The organism is Parvivirga hydrogeniphila (genome assembly GCF_023371205.1).
GTDB lineage: Bacteria > Actinomycetota > Coriobacteriia > Anaerosomatales > Anaerosomataceae > Parvivirga > Parvivirga hydrogeniphila.
On sequence record NZ_JAMCCO010000002.1, the window covers coordinates 413,060 to 435,343 of the forward strand.

Annotated in this window: 24 protein-coding genes and 1 riboswitch; of the genes, 8 read left to right on the forward strand and 16 right to left on the reverse strand. The window is 66.7% G+C overall.

Annotated elements, in window-relative coordinates:
• Nucleotide 1 precedes the first annotated feature (1 nt).
• The 7 genes from MX659_RS07555 to MX659_RS07585 all read right to left on the reverse strand — a co-directional run bounded on the left by MX659_RS07555 (nucleotide 2) and on the right by MX659_RS07585 (nucleotide 5,809).
• A complete protein-coding gene (locus MX659_RS07555) occupies nucleotides 2–790 on the reverse strand; it encodes an ABC transporter ATP-binding protein (RefSeq protein WP_267192866.1) in 789 nt (262 codons plus the stop codon).
• 25 nt (nucleotides 791–815) lie between these two features.
• On the reverse strand, nucleotides 816–2,018 hold the full coding sequence (locus tag MX659_RS07560) for an ABC transporter permease subunit (protein WP_267192867.1): 1,203 nt from the start codon (nucleotides 2,016–2,018) through the stop codon (nucleotides 816–818).
• 3 nt (nucleotides 2,019–2,021) lie between these two features.
• Entirely contained in the window at nucleotides 2,022–3,035 is a 1,014-nt protein-coding gene (locus MX659_RS07565; RefSeq protein ID WP_267192868.1) for a branched-chain amino acid ABC transporter permease, read from the reverse strand.
• 115 nt (nucleotides 3,036–3,150) lie between these two features.
• Entirely contained in the window at nucleotides 3,151–4,347 is a 1,197-nt protein-coding gene (locus tag MX659_RS07570) for a branched-chain amino acid ABC transporter substrate-binding protein (RefSeq protein ID WP_267192869.1), read from the reverse strand.
• A gap of 188 nt (nucleotides 4,348–4,535) precedes the next feature.
• Nucleotides 4,536–5,201, reverse strand: coding sequence for a Rieske 2Fe-2S domain-containing protein (locus MX659_RS07575; RefSeq protein ID WP_267192870.1), 666 nt, complete (start codon nucleotides 5,199–5,201; stop codon nucleotides 4,536–4,538).
• On the reverse strand, nucleotides 5,198–5,449 hold the full coding sequence (locus MX659_RS07580; protein ID WP_267192871.1) for a glutaredoxin family protein: 252 nt from the start codon (nucleotides 5,447–5,449) through the stop codon (nucleotides 5,198–5,200). The genes MX659_RS07575 and MX659_RS07580 overlap by 4 nt, the downstream gene beginning before the upstream one ends.
• Nucleotides 5,450–5,458: 9 nt before the next feature.
• Nucleotides 5,459–5,809 (reverse strand): hypothetical protein, encoded by a 351-nt coding sequence (locus MX659_RS07585; protein ID WP_267192872.1) that lies wholly within the window; start codon nucleotides 5,807–5,809, stop codon nucleotides 5,459–5,461.
• Between the two features lie 62 nt (nucleotides 5,810–5,871).
• On the opposite strand from MX659_RS07585, the gene MX659_RS07590 reads away from it, so the two are divergent.
• Nucleotides 5,872–6,702, forward strand: a complete 831-nt coding sequence (locus MX659_RS07590) for an MBL fold metallo-hydrolase (protein ID WP_267192873.1) — start codon at nucleotides 5,872–5,874, stop codon at nucleotides 6,700–6,702.
• Here the strand turns inward: MX659_RS07590 and MX659_RS07595 are convergent.
• From MX659_RS07595 to MX659_RS07610, 4 genes are read right to left on the reverse strand one after another with little or no spacing between them, the layout of a single operon-like run.
• Complete coding sequence (locus MX659_RS07595) at nucleotides 6,699–7,232, reverse strand: cob(I)yrinic acid a,c-diamide adenosyltransferase (protein ID WP_267192874.1); 534 nt, start codon at nucleotides 7,230–7,232, stop codon at nucleotides 6,699–6,701. The two genes, MX659_RS07590 and MX659_RS07595, sit on opposite strands and share 4 nt — an antisense overlap.
• A complete protein-coding gene (locus MX659_RS07600) occupies nucleotides 7,225–8,502 on the reverse strand; it encodes an ABC transporter ATP-binding protein (RefSeq protein ID WP_267192875.1) in 1,278 nt (425 codons plus the stop codon). Before MX659_RS07600 ends, MX659_RS07595 begins: the two co-directional genes overlap by 8 nt.
• Nucleotides 8,499–9,518, reverse strand: coding sequence for a FecCD family ABC transporter permease (locus MX659_RS07605; protein WP_323745503.1), 1,020 nt, complete (start codon nucleotides 9,516–9,518; stop codon nucleotides 8,499–8,501). The genes MX659_RS07600 and MX659_RS07605 overlap by 4 nt, the downstream gene beginning before the upstream one ends.
• A 4-nt stretch (nucleotides 9,519–9,522) precedes the next feature.
• Complete coding sequence (locus tag MX659_RS07610; protein ID WP_267192876.1) at nucleotides 9,523–10,449, reverse strand: ABC transporter substrate-binding protein; 927 nt, start codon at nucleotides 10,447–10,449, stop codon at nucleotides 9,523–9,525.
• 151 nt (nucleotides 10,450–10,600) lie between these two features.
• A riboswitch (cobalamin riboswitch) is annotated at nucleotides 10,601–10,744 on the reverse strand.
• 213 nt (nucleotides 10,745–10,957) lie between these two features.
• Between MX659_RS07610 and MX659_RS07615 the strand changes: the two genes are divergently transcribed.
• Nucleotides 10,958–12,148 (forward strand): aminotransferase class I/II-fold pyridoxal phosphate-dependent enzyme, encoded by a 1,191-nt coding sequence (locus MX659_RS07615; RefSeq protein WP_267192877.1) that lies wholly within the window; start codon nucleotides 10,958–10,960, stop codon nucleotides 12,146–12,148.
• Nucleotides 12,149–12,180: 32 nt separating this feature from the next.
• On the opposite strand, the gene MX659_RS07620 is transcribed toward MX659_RS07615, so the two are convergent.
• The 4 genes from MX659_RS07620 to MX659_RS07635 all read right to left on the reverse strand — a co-directional run bounded on the left by MX659_RS07620 (nucleotide 12,181) and on the right by MX659_RS07635 (nucleotide 15,336).
• A complete protein-coding gene (locus MX659_RS07620; protein WP_267192878.1) occupies nucleotides 12,181–12,786 on the reverse strand; it encodes a hypothetical protein in 606 nt (201 codons plus the stop codon).
• A gap of 44 nt (nucleotides 12,787–12,830) precedes the next feature.
• Complete coding sequence (locus tag MX659_RS07625) at nucleotides 12,831–13,703, reverse strand: patatin-like phospholipase family protein (protein ID WP_267192879.1); 873 nt, start codon at nucleotides 13,701–13,703, stop codon at nucleotides 12,831–12,833.
• A gap of 1 nt (nucleotide 13,704) precedes the next feature.
• Entirely contained in the window at nucleotides 13,705–14,373 is a 669-nt protein-coding gene (locus MX659_RS07630; RefSeq protein ID WP_267192880.1) for a CDP-alcohol phosphatidyltransferase family protein, read from the reverse strand.
• A gap of 87 nt (nucleotides 14,374–14,460) precedes the next feature.
• Nucleotides 14,461–15,336, reverse strand: a complete 876-nt coding sequence (locus tag MX659_RS07635) for a lysophospholipid acyltransferase family protein (protein ID WP_267192881.1) — start codon at nucleotides 15,334–15,336, stop codon at nucleotides 14,461–14,463.
• A gap of 213 nt (nucleotides 15,337–15,549) precedes the next feature.
• Here MX659_RS07635 and MX659_RS07640 point away from each other — a divergent pair, with 213 nt between their 5' ends.
• Nucleotides 15,550–16,731 carry a hypothetical protein gene (locus MX659_RS07640; RefSeq protein ID WP_267192882.1) on the forward strand — a complete coding sequence of 394 codons (1,182 nt, stop codon included), beginning with the start codon at nucleotides 15,550–15,552 and terminating at the stop codon, nucleotides 16,729–16,731.
• A gap of 207 nt (nucleotides 16,732–16,938) precedes the next feature.
• Nucleotides 16,939–17,115 (forward strand): hypothetical protein, encoded by a 177-nt coding sequence (locus MX659_RS07645; protein ID WP_267192883.1) that lies wholly within the window; start codon nucleotides 16,939–16,941, stop codon nucleotides 17,113–17,115.
• Nucleotides 17,116–17,189: 74 nt separating this feature from the next.
• Here the strand turns inward: MX659_RS07645 and MX659_RS07650 are convergent, their stop codons facing one another.
• Nucleotides 17,190–17,771, reverse strand: a complete 582-nt coding sequence (locus MX659_RS07650) for a CD3072 family TudS-related putative desulfidase (protein WP_267192884.1) — start codon at nucleotides 17,769–17,771, stop codon at nucleotides 17,190–17,192.
• Nucleotides 17,772–17,911: 140 nt separating this feature from the next.
• Here MX659_RS07650 and MX659_RS07655 point away from each other — a divergent pair, with 140 nt between their 5' ends.
• From MX659_RS07655 to MX659_RS07670, 4 genes are all read left to right on the forward strand, one after another.
• Nucleotides 17,912–18,472: a CD3073 family putative ECF transporter S component gene (locus MX659_RS07655; protein ID WP_267192885.1), complete on the forward strand. Its 561-nt coding sequence runs from the start codon at nucleotides 17,912–17,914 to the stop codon at nucleotides 18,470–18,472.
• A gap of 24 nt (nucleotides 18,473–18,496) precedes the next feature.
• On the forward strand, nucleotides 18,497–19,267 hold the full coding sequence (locus MX659_RS07660; protein ID WP_267192886.1) for an energy-coupling factor transporter transmembrane component T: 771 nt from the start codon (nucleotides 18,497–18,499) through the stop codon (nucleotides 19,265–19,267).
• Complete coding sequence (locus MX659_RS07665; protein ID WP_267192887.1) at nucleotides 19,264–20,685, forward strand: ABC transporter ATP-binding protein; 1,422 nt, start codon at nucleotides 19,264–19,266, stop codon at nucleotides 20,683–20,685. Before MX659_RS07660 ends, MX659_RS07665 begins: the two co-directional genes overlap by 4 nt.
• 157 nt (nucleotides 20,686–20,842) lie before the next feature.
• Nucleotides 20,843–22,183, forward strand: a complete 1,341-nt coding sequence (locus MX659_RS07670; RefSeq protein ID WP_267192888.1) for an ATP cone domain-containing protein — start codon at nucleotides 20,843–20,845, stop codon at nucleotides 22,181–22,183.
• Nucleotides 22,184–22,284: the final 101 nt, after the last annotated feature.

Here is a 22,284-nt window from a genome sequence, read left to right on the forward strand (position 1 = left end):
CTTACCCTTCCGCGGCCATGAGCGCTTCAGCGCCCTTGCCGAGATACGCCTCGATGACCTTCGGGTTGCGCTGGATCTCCGCAGGCAGCCCTTCGGCGATCTTCTCGCCGAAGTCGAGCACGACGATGCGGTCGGCGATGTCCATGACGACCTTCATGTCGTGCTCGATGAGCAGCACCGTGACGCCCGCATCGCGGATCTTGCCCACGAGCTTCGTCAAATCCGTGCTCTCCTGCGGGTTCATGCCGGCCGCAGGCTCGTCGAGCAGCAGGAGCTTGGGCTCAGTCGCGAGCGCACGGGCGATCTCCAGCTTGCGCTGCTCGCCGTACGGGAGGTTCTTGGCAAGCTCGTTCGCCTTTCCGGCGAGCCCGACGAACCGCAGCCACTTCACCGCCTCATCGACGATGTGCTGCTCCTCGTGCTTGAACTTCGGCGTGCGCAGCACTGCGTGCAGCGGCCCGGCCGTGGTCCGTGTGTGCCGCCCCACCATGACGTTCTCCAGCGTCGTCATGTTCTGGAACAGCCGGATGTTCTGGAACGTACGGGCGATGCCCATCCTGCAGATCACGTGCGGCTTGCGTCCCGCGAGCGGCTTGCCGTCGAACAGCAGCGTGCCCTCGGTCGGCTTGTAGATGCCGGTGAGCAGGTTGAAGAACGTCGTCTTGCCGGCGCCGTTCGGGCCGATCAAAGCGACGATCTCGCCCTCGTCGATGTGAAAGTCGATGTCGCTCAGCGCTTTCAGTCCGCCGAACCGCATCGTGATCTGTGTGGCTTCCAACAGTCGCGCCATCGTGTGGCCCTTCCGATCGGCCGTCTTACAGCTTGTGGGGAAGGTCGTGCTTGTGCTCGACCTCCCACAAGTCGGTGTTCTCTTCTTCGATGATGGGCTCCTCGGACGTCAACTCGCGCGCGCGGCGCGTGGACGGCAAGATGCCTTGCGGTCGCACGGCCATCATCACGACGAGCAAGCCGCCGAAGATCAGGTACCGATAGTCACCGATCCGCGACGCCTGCTCAGGTGTCAGGAACCGTGAGAGCGCCGTGGACTGCGCCAGCCCGCGGATGACCTCGGGCAGGCCGGCGATGATGATAGCGCCGACGATCGACCCAGGGATCGAGCCCATGCCGCCAAGCACCACCATGCAGACGATCAGCACCGACTCCATGAAGTTGAACGACTCGGGGCTGATGAACCCGACCCAGTACGCGTAGGTGATGCCGGCGATGCCGCCCCACATCGCACCAAGCGAGAACGCCCAGAGCTTCGTGGTCATGATGTTGACGCCGGTGGCCGCCGCTGCGACCTCGTCCTCACGCATCGCGACCCACGCCCGGCCAAGCCGCGAGTTGTCGAGGCGCCGGATGACGAAGATCGTGAGCAGACAAAGCGCAACCACCACGACGTACCAGAACAGGTCCTTGGAGAACGTGAAAGTCGTCGTGCTCAGGTGCATGAACGCCCACTTCTGGCCGGCCGCTGTGACGATGGTCTCACCGACGCGCGGGAGACCTGCCGAGCCGTTCGTGAGCCCGAAGATATCGTTCTGCAATGCGATTCTGACGATCTCACCGAAACCGAGCGTGACGATGGCGAGGTAGTCGCCGCGCAGCCGCAGCACCGGCGTACCGAGCGCGATGCCGGTGAGCGCAGCCATGAGCGCGGCGATGGGCAGAAGCGCCCAGTACGACAGCCCCGCAAGCGGCGCGTCGGCGCCGCCCACGAGCTTCTGGAAGACGTACCCAAGCAGCACGCCGGAGTACGCCCCCATGCCGTAGAAGGCCACGTAGCCCAGATCCAGCAGGCCGGCGTAGCCCACCACGATGTTCAGACCCAGCGCAAGCATCACGTAGATGCCCACGAGCGCGAAGATGCGCACCATGAACACGTTGCCGATCGACTGGAAGTACACCGGCGCTGCCACGAGGAACACGGCAATCGCCGCGTACAGAGCGATCTTCTTCGGTGTGAGACGCGCGCTTTGGACACTCGTCTTGATGTCGACCTTGCTTCCGCCCATGGCCTACACCTTCTCCACAACCGACTCGCCGAGCAGGCCGCCCGGACGGAAGATGAGGACGAGGATCAGGATGACGAACGCGATGACGTCCTTGTAGGCCGTCGAGATGAAGCCCGACGCCAGCGCCTCTGCCATGCCCAGCACGAAGCCGCCCAGCATCGCTCCGCGCAGGTTCCCGATACCGCCGAGAACCGCTGCGGTGAACGACTTGATGCCGGGGATGAAGCCCATGTTGTACTTGATGTTTCCGTAGTACATGCCGGAGAAGATGCCTGCGACGCCACCCATCGCCGGACCGATGAAGAACGTGATTGCGATGATGCGGTTGATGTCGACGCCCATCAGCCCGGCGGTGTCGCGGTCCTGCGCAGTGGCGCGCATCGCCTTGCCGAGCTTCGTGCGTGATATGAAGGTGTCGAGCACGAACAGCAGAATGAGCGTCACGACGATGATCATGATCTGCAGCGTGCTGAACTGCACGATCGCGTGCGCGCCCTGGCCGAGCTTGTCGACGATCTTGTCGCTCGCGCCCAGCACGGTGAACGCGAGAGACCCGGACCCGTCACGCGCGAGCGTGTACTGGTAGACCGGGAACTTCACCGGGAAGGGGATGGACCGCGACGAGACCCACAAGAGCACGGCGTTCTGGAGGAACAGCGACACGCCGATGGCGGAGATGAGAGGCGCCAGGCGTGGCGCGTGCCGCAACGGCCGGTATGCGAAGCGCTCGATGAGCACGCCCAGGACGCCCGTCATGATCGCCGCCAACAAGATCGAGATGGCGTACAGGAGGACGAGACCCACCGCGCTTCCAGTGAAGAAGCTCTGCTTGCTCAAGATGTTCAGCCACAGCAGCCCGAAGTACGCACCGCCCATGAACATCTCGCTGTGCGCGAAGTTGATCATGAGCAGGATGCCGTAGACGAGCGTGTAGCCCAGCGCGATCAGCGCGTACATGCCGCCGAGCGTCAGGCCGTTCACGAGCTGCTGCGGCACATCAGCGACGTTGAAGTGCACGGTTGCTCCATCCGTGGTTCACGCGCGACGAAGCGGCGGCTTTGCCGTACCGCACCGGACCCGGGCGGGGTCGCCCCCGCCCGGGCCTCGGGTCGCGCATCGCTTCAGATCGGTCTTACTGCTCGTACGGGACGAACGCGCTGCCCTTGACGATGTAGGCGGTGATCGCCTTGTTCGTGGTGTCGCCGAACTCGTCGAAGGCGACCTTGCCGGTCACGCCGTCGTAGTCGGTCTGGGCCACCGCGTCGATGATCGCCTGCTTGCCGGCCGGGGTGGTCAGCTTGTCAGCGCCCATCTCCTTGGCCACCTTCTTGATCGCCTCGACGATGACCATCGTGGCGTCGTACGCGTAGGTGTCGTACGCCTCGATGTTCGTGCCGGGGAACTTCTTCTCGAACGCGGCCTTGAACTCCTGGCCCTTCGGCTGCTGATCGAGCGGCAGGCCGACGGAGGTGGCGATGTCGCCCTCGGCGTTCGCAGCGCCAGCGATGTCGATGAACTGCTGCGTGTACAGGCCATCGCCGCCCATCAGCGGAACGCGCAGACCCGCTTCCTTGGACTGCTTGCTGATGAGGCCGCCCTCGGTGTACATGCCACCGAAGTAGATCATGTCGGGCTTGAGGCCCTGGATCTTCGTGACGAGCGCCTTGAAGTCCTGGTCCTTGAGCTGGATCTTGTCGCGGGACACCACCTTGCCACCGCGGGACTCGAACTGCTTGGCGAACTCGTCAGCCAGACCGTCGCCGTACGGCGTGGAGTCGCTGATGACCGCCACTGTCTTCGCGCCGAGCTTGTCGACGGCGAAGTCGCCAGCGAACGAGCCCTGCACCGTGTCGATGGTGCACACGCGGAAGACGTTCTTCAGACCCTGCTGCGTGAGCTTCGGGTTGGTGGACGCGGGCGAGACCTGCACGACGCCCGCCTCGTTGTACTTGGTAGACGCAGGAATCGAGCAGCCGGAGTTCAGGTGCCCGACGACGCCCACGACCTTCGGGTCGGAGGTGAGCTGCGTCGCTGCGTTCACGGCCGTCTTCGGATCGGCCGCGTCGTCCACGAAGAAGCCCTCGATCTTGATACCGAGCTCCTGGAGCTCGGGATCGGCGTTAGCCTCATCGATGGCGAGCGTCGCGCCATTCTTGATGCCGAGGCCGAGCGCGGCAACGTCACCGGTGAACGGCGAGGTAACGCCGATCTTGACGGTGACGGTCTCCTTCTCGCCGCCCGTCTCCGTCGTGCCGCCACAACCGGCGACCACGAGCGCGAGCGCGGCGAGTGCCGCAACGAGTGCGACGAACCGCTTGCTTCTTGCCATGCCTCCTCCTTCGCAACACACGACTTCCGCACGAGCCGGCATGGCGCCGGCGCGCGCACCGCCTGAGATTCCCGGAATGTAGCACAAATGACGGCTATGCAACAGACGTTACGAACCATGCATGCCGCGAACGGCCCTACGCGGCCGGGGCATGGGTTGCCCGGCCTCACGCGCGGCGCGAATCCAACTCACCTTTTGATACGCACGGTGACGAACACCTCGCCGTCGCGCACCGTCACCGGATAGGTGCGGACGTCAACGTCCGGATGGTCGGTGGTGCCGTCGCGCACGTCGTACCGCCACCCGTGCCACGGACACATCACGTGGTAGCCGTCCATGAAGCCGTCAGCAAGCGGCGCGAACGCGTGGCGGCACACGTTGGAGAGCGCGAAGAACTCGTCGCCCACGCGCGCCACCGCGATGTCGTTCTTGCCGACCTTCACGTGCCGGACCTGCCCTGGCGGTAGGTCCTCGACGCGGAAGACCGGTACCTCGACATCGCCCGAGAGCGCTTCGATCACGCCGAACAGCTCGCTTCCGTCTTCGACCTCTTTGAGGATGAACAGCCCGCACCAGCACTTCTTGATGGCCGCGAACTCGTCCCGGTGGAATGAGATGCAGGGACAGATGATCCTCACATCCTCTTTCGGGTCTCCGGTTCGGACACGGCAGGGGCAGTACACGTCGCCCGTCTTCTCCAGGATCTCGAGCTCGGAGGCGAGCACGTCGTCGACGAAAGACGACTCGGTGTTGAACTTGTAGCCGAGCCGGTCCACGAACGGCCCCATGTACGCTTTGAGGTCTTCGATGGTCGTGCCAGGCGCGAAGCGCCGGCGCGCCGTCGCATCGCTCACAGCCCCAGCTCCTCCTTGATGCGCTTCTTGTTGAAGCCGACGATCACGCTCTCGTCGTCGATGACGATCACCGGGAACGCCGTGCCGCCCGAGACGCGCCGTACCTCTTCGACGGCGGCCTTGTACTCGTCGCCTTCGAGCTTGTCGACCTCCACGACGTCGTACTCCACGTCGTTCTCGTCCAAGTATGCGCGCGCCGCGCGGCAGTACGGGCAGGTCGACAGGGCGTACACGAACACCTTGTGCATAGGATCCTCCTACGCGGTCGTCGGGGTCGTCTCAGACTTCTCCTCTTCGATCTTGCGCCAGTGATAGATGTAGATCGGGCCCGCGATCAGCACCAGAGCCAGGTTCCCGACCACGTTGATGATCGCCCAGCGCTGCGACTGCTGCCGTCCGATCTCCTGCTGCCGCTGCCATTCCTCCTCGGTCATCTCTGGCGTGCCGGACCCGTCCTTCGGCAGCGGTTCCATGATGGTGGGCTCGGGGTAGAGGAGCTCGACTCCGCTCCGCACCACGCCGACGGCACCCACGATGACCATGATGAGCGTGATGAGACACACCAGGTACAGGTAGATGTTGCGGAGCGACCACTTCGAGCCGGCCATGCTGCACTCCCTTCGAAAGCGCCTTCGCGGCGCACATCATAGGTTGATGATACCCTGTACGCGTGTCCGAGCCGCGCCCCATCGACACCGGTCGTTGCGCGAGCCCCGAAGCCGAGGGCGTCGCGCTTCTCGCATCGGGATCGCGCGGCAACGCAGCGCTCGTGTACGCGGGCGCGACCGGGATCCTCATCGACTGCGGCATCTCTGCCCGCCAGGCGCGTCTGCGCATCGCGGCGGCTGGGCTCTCGCACGTGCGCATCGAGGCGGTCGTGCTCACCCACGAGCACGCGGACCACGTCGCTGGCATGCGCGTGCTCGCCCGCGAGCTCCGCGTGCCGGTGCTCGCAACGCACGGCACCCTCGACGCGATCGCAGGGGTGCTCGCAGAGATCCCCGACGTCGGCCCGCTGCGTGCTGGCGAGGTCGTCGCATTCGGCGGGCTTTCGGTGCTGCCGTTCCGCTCTTCGCACGACGCGGCCGAACCGGTGGGCTACCGCGTGACGTTCCCATCGGGCCGGACGCTCGGATACCTGTCGGACACCGGATTCCTGACCGGCGAGGCGGAAGAAGCGCTCCGTGGCTGCGATGTGTTGGCGATCGAGTCCAACCACGACGTCGGCATGCTGGAACGAGGCCCGTACCCGGCGTTCCTCAAGCAGCGCATCCGCTCTCGGGTCGGGCACCTGTCCAACGACGACGCCGCGGCCGCCCTCGCCGCGCTCGCGCACGACGGCCTGCATACCGTGGTGGGGCTGCACCTCTCGGAGCAGAACAACACGCCTCGTGCGGCGCACTCGGCGCTTGCAATCGCGCGCGACCGTCTCGGGCTCGCGTGCGAGATCCTCGCAGCCTCGCAGCACACGCCCGTGGTGTGCGCGGTCGACACGCGCTAGAACTCGATGCCCTTGCGGGCCGGCACACCGCGCTCGAACGGGTGCTTGTGCGAGCGCATCTCGGTGACGAGGTCGGCGGCCTCGATGATGGCGTCGGAGGCCCCTCTGCCGGTGAGCACCACCTCGACGTGCACCGGCCGAGCCGCGATTGCGGCGAGCAGGCGCTTCTCGTCTACGAGCCCCTGAGCCGCGGCCACGCACGCCTCATCGAGCACCACGACGTCATACGCGCCGCTGCCGATGGCCTCCTCCGCAAGCGCAAGCGCTTCTTTCCCCGCTCGACGGTCCTCGTCCGTTGCGCCCCCTGCGAGCAGGCCGGTCGACTCGCGCGCAGGGCGTTTCACCGCAACGCCGATGCGCTCGAGCATCGCAAGCTCGCTCGACCGCTCGCCGCCTTTCACGAACTGCAGGAACAGCACGCGCAGCCTGGCTCCGGCGGCGCGGACCGCCAGGCCCACCGCAGCGGTGGTCTTGCCCTTGCCGTCGCCGGTATAGACCTGCACCAAGCCCACCCGGTCGCTCTCAGCCACGGTGCGCCTCCTTCGCCTCGAGGTGCGCGAGCACGGCCGCGACCACCTCGTCTTCGTTCGGAACGACCAGCGCCCCGCGCTCGACGGCCGCTCGCGCGAGCGCCTGCGCCTCGCCACCAGTGTAGTCCCGCTCGAGAGGGAGGTCCCCGAGGAGCACGAGCGGCGCGCCGCAACGGACGGCCGCCCGGAGGTTCGCGACGTTCGCGCGCCCGAAGGGCGTCGGCGCCACCGCTACCGCGGCGCACGCGGCGAAGCGCTCCTCGACCCACGCCTCGGCCTCCGCTCCCGCCTCGCCGAACGGCGGCAGGCGGAGGAACTCGTGCCCGAGCGCCTCGGCGACAGACGCATCCACGTCTCCTTCGTTGAGCGCCCCGCAAACCACGCGGCAGCCCGCTCGCGCGAACTCGCGCTGCAGCCTCGCGCCCGCGCCCGAGCCGCACACGAGCCCGACCGGGCCGCGCCGAAGCGCCGCCACCTCCGCACCGCGCACGATCGGAACGACCGCCACCGCGCCGGTGACCGGCTCGACGCGCACGACGGCGCGCACGTCGAAGACGCGGGAGAGGGTCGCCGCGTCCAGCGCCACCTCGGGAGGCGCGGGCTCGCTCACGGCGCCTTCGGCGACGATCGCGATGCGGTCCGCGTAGCGGGCGGCGAGGTCGAGGTCGTGGAAGACCGCGAGCACGGCGGCGCCAGCGTCGGCCTCGCGACGAACGAGGTCGAGGACCTGCAGCGCGTGGTTGACGTCGAGGTGCGCGGTCGCCTCGTCGAGCAGGAGCACCTTCGGCTGCTGCGCGAGCGCCTGCGCGACCGTCAGCCGCTGCAGGTCGCCGCCCGAGAGCGTGTCGACGGTCTGGTCCGCGAGCCGCAGCGTGTCGGTGCGTCGCATCGCGTCTTCGACGACCGCGGCGTCCGCCGGGCCCGGCCGTTCGAGCACGTCAAGGTGCGGGTGCCGCCCGAGCTCGACGAACCGGCGCGCGCTCATCGCGAACGGCACCGGCAGCGCCTGCGGCACGACGGCCACCATCTTCGCGCGCGCGCGAGCAGAAAGCCCCGATGCCGCTTGCCCGCAGATCGCAAGTAAGCCCGCTTCCAGCCGCGCTGCTCCCGTCACCGCGCGCAACAGCGTGGACTTGCCGGCACCGTTCGGGCCGACCAGGCCGACGACCTCGCCCGCTCCCACCGCGAGCGTCACGCGCGAGAGCACCGGACGCCCGCCGTACCCGACGACCGCGTCCTCGAACGCGAGCAACACCTCGGACGCGCTCATGCGGCGCGCTCCTTCCGCGTGAGCAGCCACACGAAGAACGGCCCGCCGGCGAGCGCGGTGACGATGCCCACCGGGAGCTCCACGGGCGCGAGCACGACGCGCGCAAGGAGGTCCGCGAGCACCACGACGATCGCGCCGGCGAGCGCAGAGGCCGGCAGGAGCGTGCGGTGGTCGGGTCCGAGCACCAGCCGGACGGCGTGCGGCACCATGAGCCCCACGAACCCGATGAGCCCCGACACCGACACCGCGCCCGCGACCACGAGCGACGCGCACGCGAGCATGCCGAGCGTGAAGCGGCGCGCATCCAGCCCCAGCTGGTTCGCGCGCTCGTCACCGAGCAGCATGAGGTCGAGGTCGCGCGAGCGCGCGAACGGCACGGCGCCCCCTGCCGCAAGCACGAGGGCGAGCATCCCCACGTACGGCCACGACGCGCGCTGGAGCCCGCCCATCATCCAGAACACCACCGCGTGCATGGACTCGCGCGACACCACCATCACGAACGACGTCAGCGCGGCGAGCGTGTAGGACACGGCGACGCCGGCCAAGAGGAGCGATGCGGACTCCAGCCGCCCTGCCCTGCCGGCGAGGGCGACGACGAGCGCGATCGTGCCGAGCGCGCCCGCGAACGCTCCGGCCGGAACCCCGACGAGCACGCCGAGCGTGGTGGAGCCGGCGAGCACGAAAGCGAGCGTCGCTCCGAGCCCTGCTCCGGAAGAGACGCCCAAGATGTACGGGTCTGCGAGCGCGTTTCGGAAGAGCGCCTGGTACAGCACGCCTGCGACCGCGAGGCACGCTCCCACGAGCGCCGCCAGAAGCACGCGCGGAACCCGCAGGTCGAGCACGACCGCGTCCTCCACCGGCCCCGAGGCGCCCGAGACCGCGCGGGCGATCGCGCCGAGGACCTCGCCAGGCGCCACCTTCACCGCGCCGAAGGCGACGCCCGCCACCATCGCGATGGCGAGCGCCGCCGCAAGCCCGGCGAGCACCGCTGGCCGTCGTGTCCCAGGCACGCTCACGGCGCTAGAACGCGTCGGGGTGGAGCGCCTCGGCGATCTGCCGGATGCCTTCGATGCAGCGCGGACCTGGCCTGCTCACAAGGTTGTCGTCGAGGACGAACACCTTCTTGGCTTTGACGGCCGACAGCGCCGAGTACCCGGGCCGCTTCTCGATGTCGGCCGGATCGCTCATCGAGCCCTTCGTCGCCAGGTAGACTTCAGGGTCGTCCTTGAGCAGCTGCTCGAGCGAGTACGCGACGTAGCCCTCCTGCGTCACGACATTCTCGCCGCCCGCCTGTTCGATGAGGTCGTTGATGAAGGTGCCCGAGCCAGCCGTGTACAGCGGCTCTTGCGCGATCTCGATGAAGCAGCGCACGGGCGCCTCCTCGATGGCGGACTGGATCGTGGCGAGATCGTCTTTCATGCCCTGCACGACCTCCTTGGCCTTCGCAGGCTCGCCGATCGCGGTGCCCACCATCGTGATCGCCGCGTACACGCCGTCGAGCGACTGCGGATCGACCGCAAGCACGACCGCTCCGCTCTCCTCGAGCTTGGCGATCGTGTCTGCCTGGACGCCGCCCGTGGCGAGCACGAGGTCGGGCTTGGCCGCAGCGATCGCCTCCATGTTGGGGTTCATGAAGTCGCCGACTTTGGCGATCGACGAGACCTCCGGCGGATAGTCGTCGAAGGTCGTGACGCCGACGACGCGGTCGAGCGCGCCGAGCGCGTAGACGATCTCGGTGTTCGCAGGCGCCAGGCTCACGATCCGCTCCGGCTTCTTGGTGATGGTGACCGTGCGACCGGCATCGTCTTCGAGCGTTACCGGGAACGCCGCCTGCTTCTGTGCGCCACCGGAATCGGCCTGCTTCGTGCCGCACCCAGCCGGCGCGACCAGGAGCAGCGCGGCCACCGCCGCCGCGACGAGCGCTCGGATCCATCGTTTCGTTCGCATCCTCGTTCCTTCCTCTCGCATCCGGGCCATGCCTCCCCGAACAGCGCGGCCGAGAAAGCGAAGGACCCGCGAGAAGCGGGTCCTCGAGTCCTCGGTCTCCCGGAAGCACGCGCATCGCGCGGGCGACTGGGCCTCAAGTCCTCGAAGGCCGACGTCGCAGGGATCCCAGGCAGGTCTCCTGACTTCGGGGCGCATGCCCCGTCACAGTGGCGGGTCCGTGCCGGACTTGCACCGGCTTCCCTATTCTCCTGCCTTCGCGTGCGCTTCGGCAGGCACCTGGGACCGCTGTTCGGTTCGCTGCGATTGTAGACCGCCCGCCCGCGATGCGCCAGGGGCAGCGTTCGACGACATTCTTACGTGAGACAACGGGGACACAGACGCGGATACGGGGCGGCGGATCTCCGTGCAGCGTCCAGTCGCACGCGACATCGCCGCCCTCCGCGTGCGACAAAGCGGTAAAATCGTCCGGTATTCCGCGACCGGCCAGATCCAAACGGACGGGAGACCCATGGACATCTTCGGCAAGTGCTTCGAGTACAGCGAGGCCGACGAGGCGCGCGCTTCCGGCTACTACCCGTACTTCCGCGTGATCACCTCGGAGTCCGACTCGAAGGTCCGCGTCGGCGACCGTGATCTCATCATGCTCGGCTCGAACAACTACCTCGGCCTCACCACGCACCCGCACGTGCGCGCCCGCGCGCGCGAAGCCCTCGACAAGTACGGCACTTCGTGCACGGGATCGCGCCTGCTGAACGGCAACCTCGACATCCACGAGGAGCTGGAGCGCCGGCTCGCGAAGTTCGTGGGCAAGGAGGCGGCGCTCGTCTTCTCGACCGGGTTCGGCACCAACATCGGCACCATCTCGGCCATCGTGACCCGCCACGACTACGCCGTCATCGACAAAGACGACCATGCCAGCATCTACGACGGCTGCAAGCTGTCGTGGGGCAAGGCGGTCCGCTTCGAGCATAACGACCCGGAAAGCCTGCGCGAAGCGCTCGGGCGCGTCGACTGGGAGCACGGCGGGGCGCTCGTGGTGGTGGACGGCGTGTTCTCGATGGAAGGCGACGTCGCGCCCCTGCCGGAGATGCTGCCGATCATCCGTGAGTTCGGCGCTCGCCTGATGGTGGACGACGCGCACGCATCAGGCGTGCTGGGGCCGAACGGCGAAGGCACCGCGGCGCACTTCGGCCTCACCGACGAGGTCGACCTCATCATGGGCACCTTCAGCAAGAGCTTCGCCTCGCTCGGCGGTTTCATCGCCGGCGATGCGAAGGTCATCGACTACATCAAGCACAACTCGCGGCCGTTCATCTTCTCGGCAGCGATGGCCCCGCCGAGCGTCGGCGCATGCCTCGGCGCGCTCGACGTCATGGAGAGCGAGCCGGAGCACCGCGAGCGCTTGTGGCGCATCGTCAACCGCATGCACGCCGAGTACCGCCGCCTCGGGTTCGACACCGGGAACAGCACCACGCCGGTCATCCCGATCGTCTTGGGCGACGAGATGCTCGTCTTCGAGTTCTGGCGCCGGCTGCTGGACGCGGGGATCTTCGTCAACCCCGTGCGACCGCCCGCCGTGCCGCAGGGCCGCGCGCTCCTGCGTACGTCGTACATGGCCACGCACACCGACGAGCAGATGGACTACGTCCTCGAGACCTTCGAGCGCATCGGTCGCGAGCTGGGCGTCATCGGCGGGTAGCGCCCGCTTCCGCGCGCGTACGGACGGCGGCCTCAGGCCGCCGTTTCCGTCTTCCGGCGCGCGATCGCCACGCCGGAAGCCAGCACCGCCACCGCGACCGACGCCACCATCCCAAGGAAGGTCGCGATGTAGGCCGTGTTGCCGGAGCGGAAGACCGGGCTGTCCGGGTGGAAGAGGTTCGGGAGCACCAGCACGAGCGCCCACAGCGAAAGCGCAAGCAGCGCGTCGAGCGCGGCCGGCACCTTCGGCGAGTCGGCGAGGTACTGCGCGGCGAGCACGAGCAGCGCGCCCGCGAGGATCCCGAAGGTCATGAGCAACCGCGGCTCGTTCCACAGGATGCCGCCCCAGATGAGCTTCATGGAGATGAGCCCGAGGATCGTGTTGACCACCCAGTGCGGCAGCGCGAGCCACCGGAACGCCTCACCGTACGGCCGCCACCGCTCCGCCCCGAGCAGCGTGGCGACGCCGGCCGCGCCTGCGATCGTGAAGGTCGCCATGTTCACCCAGGTCGAGGCGCCGTGATACATCACGAAGCGCACCATCGCCCCCAACTTCTGGTCGGGCGGCGTGAGCAGGACGGCCGCGACCGATCCTGCGACCCCGATCGCCAAAGCCGCCGCGAGCGTCGTCTTCCGCATGCGTCCTCCTTGCGTGTCATCGCCCGTGACGGCGACCGTGCCTGTCACGGCAGTCGTATCCGCGCCGCGCGCGCAACCGCCCGAACGGCCAGCCGCCCGGCGCGCTCGCCTGCCGCGATGATATCGGGTGCGGCGAGGAAGTCATAGCCTGTGTAGGTGTGCACGTCCGGCGAGATCACCACGTCCGCCTGCTCGAGCGCAGGAAGCGCCACGTGGCGCTCCAGGATCTCGCTGCTCGCCGAGAGCACCTCGAGCGCAGACGTGCCGCGGCGGCGCTGGCGGGGCTCGCCGCGAAGCGCCGCGATGAGATCGCGCACGACGCCTGCGTCGCGTTGAGCGTCGTCAGGCACGACCGTTCCGGAGCCGCACACCTCGACGGCCACCACCACCTCGGCGCCGAGCCGCCGTGCGAGCATCACGGGAACGGGCTCGGTGAGGTAGCCGTCGACGAGCACGTGGCCGTCGCCTGCCACCGGCGCGAACACCACCGGGATCGAGATCGACGCTCGCACCGCGCGGCGCAAGTCGCCGGAGGTGTGCTTCACGCCGTGGCCGGTCACGAGGTCGGTCGAGGCGCAGCCGAAGGGGATCGCGAGGTCTTCGAAGCGCTCCGGCAGGTGCTCGGCCAAGAACGACTCGACCTTCTCGCCTTGGATGATCGCGCCGCGCTGCCATGCGATGTCGGCGAGCGAGATGAGCGCCTTGACGTCGTATGCGGTCGCGAGCGCTTCCATCTCGGCAAGCGGCTTCCCGGCGGCGTACATCGCGCCGACGATCGCGCCCATGCTGGTGCCCGTGACGACGTCGGGGCGGATGCCTGCCGCTTCGAGGGCTTTGAGCACGCCGATGTGCGCAAGCCCGCGCGCGCTCCCGCTCCCGAGCGCGATGCCGAGCCGCCTGCGACCGAACAGGCCCACGCTACTTCCCTTCTTTGGCGAGGCGCACCGCGTGCACCCACGACGCGCCGAGGAACACCGCGCCCATCGCTGCCGCGAGCACGATGCCGACGACGTCGAACGGCTTGAGGCCAGACACGACCTCGCGCAGGAAGAACGGCTCGAAGACGAGGATCGCGGTGTTCACGAGCATGATGATGACGCGCATCTCGGTGGGCCCGAACCGCCCGTACGAGATCTTGAAGACGCCCTCGACGGCCGTCCGGATGTAGACGTGCACGCTCATGAGGAGATAGCCGATGAGCGCAAAGGCCGCCACGTCGAGCCGCAGGTACGGCGACATCCCGATGCCGATGATGGTGAGGAACTCCGCGACCGCGTCGACCGTGTGGTCGATGTAGAAGCCGAACTTCGGCCGCTCGATCTTGCGGTAGCGCGCGAGCGTGCCGTCGAGCGAGTCGCCGAACCAGTTGATGACGAAGCCGAGGTTGACGAAGAGCAGCCACCACGGGCTTCGGTTCGTGAGCCAGTAGCCCACGAAGATCATCATCGAAGCGGCCACGCCGATGCCGGTGAGAACGTCCGGCGTGACCCACGCGGGCATGCGGGCCGCCAGCCACTGCAGTGCAGGCCGCTCCAAGAACCCGATCAGCATGTCGTGTTCGCGCTTGTGCTTCGCTATGTCTGCCACGTCCGTCCTTTCCTGCGGGGCGCCGCTCGCGCCGCCGGCCATCTCCGCTGCGCCGCGCGGCCTCTCAGCGCGCGCCCTGCCTCGCCGTCACGGTGCCTCGGCGTGCGGCCACACCGCGTGCGGCATCGCCCACTGCCGCGGGCGCGCCGCGATCATGCGCTCCGCCTCCGCCGCGCAGCGCTCGGCATTGGCGACCGCGTCGTCGCCTTCCATCGGGATCGGCTCGGACATCTCGAGCCGATAGCGCCCGTCGTCGTCGAGCGGCGCTGAGGCCACCACCACCGGCGCGCCCGCTTTCATCGCCAGCCGCACGTGCAGGAGCGGCAGCGGGGCAGGCTCGCCGAAGAAGCGCACGCTCGCCTCGGGCTCCGGGATGGGGCGGTCGAGCCCGGTCACCACGACGCCGCCCTCTTTCAGGCGCCGGGCGGCCTGAGCAAGCGAGCGCACCGACACCGGCGTCACCTCGAGCCCCGCCTGGCGGCGCATCTCGTTCTGCTGCTCGTACGCGCCGTTCGGGTCAGGCACCGACAGCACCTGCGGACGCCAGCCAGCGTACGCGAGCGCGCGGCCGACGAGATCGAAGTTGCCGAGGTGGATGCCCGCCACCACGAGCGGCCCTTCGGCGCTCAGCGCGAGCATCCGCTCGAAGGTCTCGTCGCGCTTCACGAGCCGGAAGATCGCGTCGGCGCCTTCCGGCAGGTGGAACAGGTCGAACAGGAAGCGGCCCGAGTTGGCGAGCACCTGGTAGGCCGCCTGGTCGAGCTCGGCGGAGGAGAGCGTGCGACCGGAGACCACCCACTGGTTGGCGCGGATCGCGCGCGTCATCGGCAGCATGCGGTCCTTCGCCACCCGGCGCGCCACCCGCTGGGCGAGCGCATAGCCAGCGGCGCGCGGCATCGCCCGGCTGGCCGACAGCGCCATGCCGATCCCGAGCCGGCTGTTCGCAAGCGATTCGAAGTCCATGCACTCTCACCTCGTGGGTCACGCACGCCCGATACAGTGTAGCAGCCCGGGCTCGCGTGGCAGCCCGGGCTCGCGCTGCACCGGGGTGCCCGCGGACGCCGGGCGCGCCCTGCACCGAAACGCCCGCGAGCGCCAGTCGCGCCCTGCACCGACGCGCCCGCGAGTGCTACCCTTGCGAGTGTTCGTGCCCACAGCGAAGGAGGCGTTTCCCGCATGTCCGCACCTGCGTCCGGATCCTCCGACGTGCGCATCGTCGAGATCCCGCTCGGCGATCCGCGCATCAAGGACTTCGTCGCGTTCCACTGGAAGCACTACAAGGGCGACCCGAACTGGACGCCGCAGCTCGACGCCGACCTGCTCGGCAACAAGGTGCTGGGCATCACGGGCCTGCTGACGCCGGAGCACCCGTACCACCGCACGGCCGAGGTGACGCACTTCATGGCGTACCGCGGCTCGGAGCCGGTCGGCCGGATCTCGGGCGCCATCAACCACCGCTTCAACGACTACTACTACGGGAAGTACGCGTTCTTCGGCTTCTTCGAGTGCGTGAACGACCAGGCCGTGGCCAACGCGCTGTTCGATGCGGTGCGCGCGTGGGCGGCCGAGCGCGGGGCCGACACGCTGCGGGGCCCCGGCGAGTACTCCAACGCCACGCACGAGCGCCAGGCGTGCTTGATCGACGGCTTCGACACGCCGCCCACCGTCGAGCTCACGCACAACCCGCCGTACTACAAGGATCTCATCGAGGGCTACGGCTTCGAGAAGGCGATGGACTACCATGCCTACATGATCGACCTCACGCAGCCGGTGACCGACCGGCTGCACCGGCTCGCTGAGGCGGTCCGCAAACGCAAGGACATCGAGACGCGGCCCGTGGACATGTCGCGCTTCGAAGACGAGGTGCGGCTCGTCATCGACATCTACAACCTGGCGTGGGCGAACAACTGGGGCTTCCTGCCCATCACGGACTGGGAGGCCGACATGCTCGCCGAGGCGCTCAAGCCGATCATCGACCCGGGGCTCGTGCGCTTCGCCTACCACGACGGCGAGCCGGTGGCCGTGCTCGGTGCGTTCCCCGACCCGAACTACGCCTTGCGCCCACGGTGGAAGTGGTACGGCGATTCGGACTACGTGCGCCTGGCGCGGCTGTTCGCGACGCGGCGCAAGATCCCGCGCGTGCGGCTGATGTTCTTCGGCGTCGTGCCCGGACACCGGCGCCTCGGCGCGGACGCGCTGCTGTTCGAGGAGGTGCACGCGTACGCCACGCAGCACGGCTACACGCAGTGCGAGGCCTCGATGCTGTTGGAGCACAACGAGCTCATCTTGCGCGCGTCGGAGTTCATGGGCGGCCACCGCTACAAGACCTGGCGGATCTGGGATTTGAAGCTGGGGTGAGGAGCGGGCTGTCGCGCTGCGCAACAACACGGATGCGGCCGAGTACGCGGACGTCCCGGGCTTCTGCAAGTCAGCCACCATCGAGGACATTTCAGATGGCGAAGGCCTTCTATGCCGACGGGCGACGCTACTGCCCGTGCTACGGGCCCGCGGGCGACCCCGGTCTCGATCGCAAGCTCATACACCGGGCAGCCGGAGACCTCACAGGTGTGGGGCACCTATCGGAAAGGGTTCTCGGCATCGACGAGCGACCTGCCTGAGGATCTCCAGCAAGTCGCCGACGCGATCGCCGCATCAGCGATGCCCGCTTCCATCGCGGTGGCCGGCGGCTCCGCCTTCGGCGAGACATGGATGCCGATTCCCGGATGGGCGCAGGAGAGCTGACGGTCCGGAGGACCAGGTGCTTCGAGGCTGAATCGGTGCGTCCGATGTTTCGCCCGACCGAGTTTCCGCCACAGCTACTCCGTCGCTGTGAGCCCTCGGATCACCTCGTCGACGCGATGGCCCTCGACGCTCTCGTCAATCGCGAAGAAGCGTATGCCGAGAGGCTCAAGTCGCTCGAGGAGAGCCTCGATGTAGACTCCTGGCAGCGGCGCGGATTCAACACGAGACACGACTTCCGCCCATTCCGCAGGTGCGTATTCGCCTCCCCAGTGGCCCGAAGCGGACTTCGTCACGCCACAGGTCGGGCTCCCGTCGACCCCCACGACACCAAGGATCTCGTACCCACAGCGCCGATACTCCTGAACCTGCGCGAGGACCTCATCGGCGAGCCGCGCACAGAGTCCGCGGAATGGGACGTTCTCGTACTGCTCTCGTGTTTGGCCCCATCTGCTCATGCCGCACGATCGAATCTCAGGACAGGGCATCTGAATGATTCCGAGGCCGAGGGCGGCCAACTGCGCGATCAACGGGTGTACTCCCGCGTACTGGGCGAGCCCTTCCACCTTCGAGTTCGCGTTCAGCAAGCAGTGGCAAACGAACACGATCCTGCGGCTCCTGGAATCTACCGGGTTCCGGCCTGCATCTTCTGTGGTCATCTCGGTCATCTCCCCGTGACTGCCGCAAGGATTCCGCTTGACGATTCAGATTGTCACTTGTAGCATCAGGCTGGATTATAGCTTGTATACCGGTTCATGCACGTCGACCGACCGGCATCTGGCGACGAAGGAGGGCTGTAGTGAACAAGCGCATTTCGCTCGTGTTCGTACCGGTGGGAATCGGGGTCAATGTGATCGGCGGGTTGCTCGCCAGCTCGCTCAAGTTGCCCGTCTTCCTCGATACGATCGGTACGATTCTCTCCGCGGCGATACTCGGCCCATGGTGGGGAGCGCTTACGGGAGGACTGACGAACGTCATCATGGCGCTCCAGAACCCGATGGACATGTGGTTCGCCATCGTCAACATCGCTGTCGGACTGATCATAGGCTTCATCTCCGTCAAGTACGGGTTTCAGAAGTGGCTCGTCGTGCTCATCGCCGGTCTCATCATCTCCGTCGTGGCGCCGATCATCGGCACCACGATCGCTACATATCTATACGGTGGCCTCACGGGTGGCGGACTCGACATCTTCGTCGGCGGACTCATGAAGGCTGGTGCCGACGTGTTCACGGCCGCGTTCATACCTAGGATCGCTTCGAACCTTGTGGACAAACTCCTCTCTGTCTTCGTGGTGATGTTCGTGATCATGGCGCTTCCGAAGACGCTTAAGGGCTGCGCGGCAGGCCCGGAGGAGGCATAGCTCCCGACATGCGGAGAGGCATCGTTGTCCGCTGATGTGACAGGGGGGCTCCCGACGTTCGAGCCGGGGGCCCTTCCGCATCCGATAGGGTTAGGAGCCGTCCCCGTCGGCCCGCGGATGTTCCTCGCCGCCTGTGGGATCCTCGCTATCGCACTGACACCGACGATTCTATGTCTCGGCGTTCAGCTGCTCGCGCTCCTTGCAGCGGCGACCGCCACAGGGCTCCTCGTGCCTCTCGTGCGGAGCTGGAGGGGTGTCGCCTGGGTCTCTCTGTCCTTGCTGGTCATCTACTCGTGGGCATATCCTGGCTCGACTGACCACGTGTGGATCTTCGGCGTTCAGGGCTTTCTCGCCGGCCTACTCATCGTGATACGTCTTCTCGGGTTCGTCTCGGTCATGTATCTGTTGCTGCTATCAACGGGACCATCGGCGATCATTCGGTGGGCCGGAGATGTGAACGAGGATCTTGGCATCATGATCTCGCTCACGCTCAGCGTACTGCCTGTTATGAAGCAGCAGATGGATACCACCATCCAGGCACAGCAGGCCCGCGGGATGGCCATGGGCGGGAACCTTGTGCGCAAGATGCGCGCCTACCTTGCCGTGTTGATCCCCGTCATCGTGAAGTCGCTCGTGCGTGCTTACGGCATGGCTGCTCTGCTGCATGTCCGAGGATACAGCTCCAGCCGTAGGGTGAAGCCTCAACGCAAGGTGACCTTAGGAGCTGCAGCCTGCTATGCAGCAGGTGCGCTCTGGATCGTGGCTGTCGCGGCGACTCGGTTGGTGTTCCGATGAGCGACCGTGGAGCATACGTCACAGCCGAGGGGGTCGGCTTCACGTACACGCGTGCTCGTTCGGCGGCAATCGCAGGTATCGACTTCGTCGCCACCCCTGGCTCAGAGAATTGGATAACCGGGCCGAATGCGGCGGGTAAGAGCACTCTTCTAGGGGTCATCGCGGGTGTCGTTCCCACGGTGATAGAGGGCAATCTCACGGGACGACTGGATGTGGTTGGGGCGGGCACGGGGGGTGCCGCCACTACTTCGATGGTGTTACAAGACTCGGACGTCTATCTGTTTCGCAGCGTCTTCGACGAGATCGCGTTTCCTCTGGCTAACCGTGGGGTGTCAGGAGACGAACTGGATTCGGCGGTTCTTGGCGCACTCGAAGCGGTCGGCATCGCTCATCTCGAGTCTCGCTTGATGCACACGCTCTCGGGCGGCGAACGTCAGAAGGTCGCAGTTGCAGCGGCTCTCGCGGTCGATCCAGACGTGCTGCTTCTGGACGAGCCCTTCGAGCAGCTCGATCCTGCATCGGCCGTTGAGGTTCTTGGACTCGCGCGCCGGCAGTCCGCTCTTGGGACGACGGTGTTCATTGCCACCCGCGAGGCCGGGCATGTGCCAGAGGGTGCCAACCGGCTTCATCTTGTCGGGGGCGTTCCCCACGTTGACGATGCCGAGCCGAGAATAGTGTGTTGGCCCAAAGCTCGCCCCCTGGGGGGCCTGCTCCTGGAGCTACGGAATCTCACCCACCGGTACGGCTCGGGTGGCGGTGTCGAGGACGTCGATCTGAGCGTGCATGAGGGTGAGTCGGTCGCGCTTCTCGGCCCGAACGGCGCTGGCAAGACGACGATCATGAAACACGCCTGCGGCCTCCTTCGGCCCGATTCAGGCGAGGTGCGCGTGCTCGACCAGGATGCGAGCGACCAACAGGTCTGGGACTTGGCGCGCGTCGTAGGAACTCTCTTTCAGAATCCCGACGACCAGATCTTCAACAGGTTGGTGGAGATGGAGGTCGCCTGGAGTCTCATCGCTCGAGGAACCGCCAAGGAGGCAGCCCTCGAGCGGGCGCACGCGGTCATGGCGGAGCTGGGCATCAGCAGGCTGGCAATGGAGAATCCCCACGAGATAACTGCATCCGAACGGCAGCTGGTGGCGTTCGCCTCGGTTCTCGTCGCGGAGCCCCGTCTCATCGTGCTCGATGAACCCACGAAAGCGCTCGACGCCGATGCTGCGGAGACTGTAGCGTCTGCAATCGAGCGACGACTTGATGATGGCGCTGGCGTGCTGCTTGTCACCCATGATGTGCGTTTCGCCGCCCGGCTCTCCAATCGTTGCGTAGTACTGGCCGACGGGCGAGTGATTGCGAACGGGCCCTCGTGTGAAGTGCTGGAAGATGCGAGCCTGCTTCGCCGTGCACGGCTTCTCACATAGGGCTGGCAGCGGACCGCTTGCAGCCCGATTTGTCGCCCAGGTACATGGCGGCTGTCGGTAATGGTCGGTACCTATTGGGACTCGCCGCAGCAGCGACGATGTGAGACCTTCACGATATGAACAGGTCGCGCGATGCGCCGCAGTCAGAGGGGGGAAGATGAACGAATCCAAGAAGCGCACGTACATCGTCTATCTGGCAGGTCCCATCACCGGCTGCAATGACGACCAGAAAAACCGGTGGCGCAAGGAGTTCAAGCAGATCGTCGGGAAGCGCCGAAACGATGTCGAGTTCCACGACCCGACGGAGTGGAGCACCGACTGGAAACCGCTTCGGGAGACATTCCTTCTTCGAACCGTCGATGTGGTCGTCGCGAACATGTGGAAGGAGTCGATCGGCACCACCGTCGGCATCATGCAGGCGCTCGACCTGGGCAAGCCCGTGATACTCATCGACCCCTGCTATCTCAACAGCAAGATCCTTGAGGGCTTGCTGGGCGACAAGCCCGCCCGCTCGGTCCAGGAGGCGGCTGACCGCCTGAACGACCTGCTTGATCGGACTGGGGACGTGTTCGTGCAGAAGAGCACCGGAGAGGTCGTCCCTTTCGAACTGACCAAGCTCGTCGCATCGATCCAGACCGCGTGCGCAGCGGCGCACATACCCGAGGACCAGTTCGCGAACCAGATCTCCAGAGCGGTTCTGCAATCGCTAGAAACGTCCGCCGATAGCGAGCGGCCCGTCCCGACGAGCGCGATCAGAGGCGCTATCTTCGAAGTCTTGGAAGACTACAGCACCAGCGCACGGTACGACGCCGATATCCGCCATCTCGCGGCGGCGGTGAAACGAGAGTGGGAGAAGAAAGAGAACTACAAGCGCGAAGACGCCATCGTCGAGAAGACGGAGGCCGATCTGGCCGCAGCTCGAGCGGAGGCCGAGCAATACAAGGAACTATGGATGGCGGCAGCGGCCAGTCGGAAAGCGGCCCTCCCCAGCGACGAGCCGAGCTCTGGACCCAGCAGCCTCCGTACACCGCGTTTGCGCACTCTTGAAGAAGCGGTCCGTTTGGCTGAAGAGAAATGGCGGGATTCTCTTGAGATTCTGCCATCTGCGCGCAGGAGTGCGCGCAAGTACGACAAGTGGAGAGACGCCGACAAGGTCTTCGAACTCTTGGATCTGCTTGGCGAATGCGCATTCGAGCGGATGGTGGACAAGTCCGAGCGGCAAGTCGGACCGACGCTCGACCAGATGCTCAAGCAGCGGCAGCGCGGCTTCGAGTATGCCCCGACCGAAAGCAAAGAGACCATGGACCGATACGGACGGGAACGGACATTCTCCGGCCGAGACGGCAAGCAGTGGGTTTGTAAACAGCACCTGAAGATCGGGACGCGCGGAGGTGCGGAAAGGCTGCTGCGCATCTACTTCTGCGAGGACCCTGCCACCGGTCGCATCGTGATCGGGCATGTCGGGAAGCATCTGACGACGTACACGGGGGACTCGTGAGCGCCTCCTGCGCCGAAGAAAAGACCTCCGCGGCTACCGCTGCAAGACCGGGCGGATCTGGGATCTGAAGTTGGGGTGAGGGGCGGGCTGTCGCCATCGTG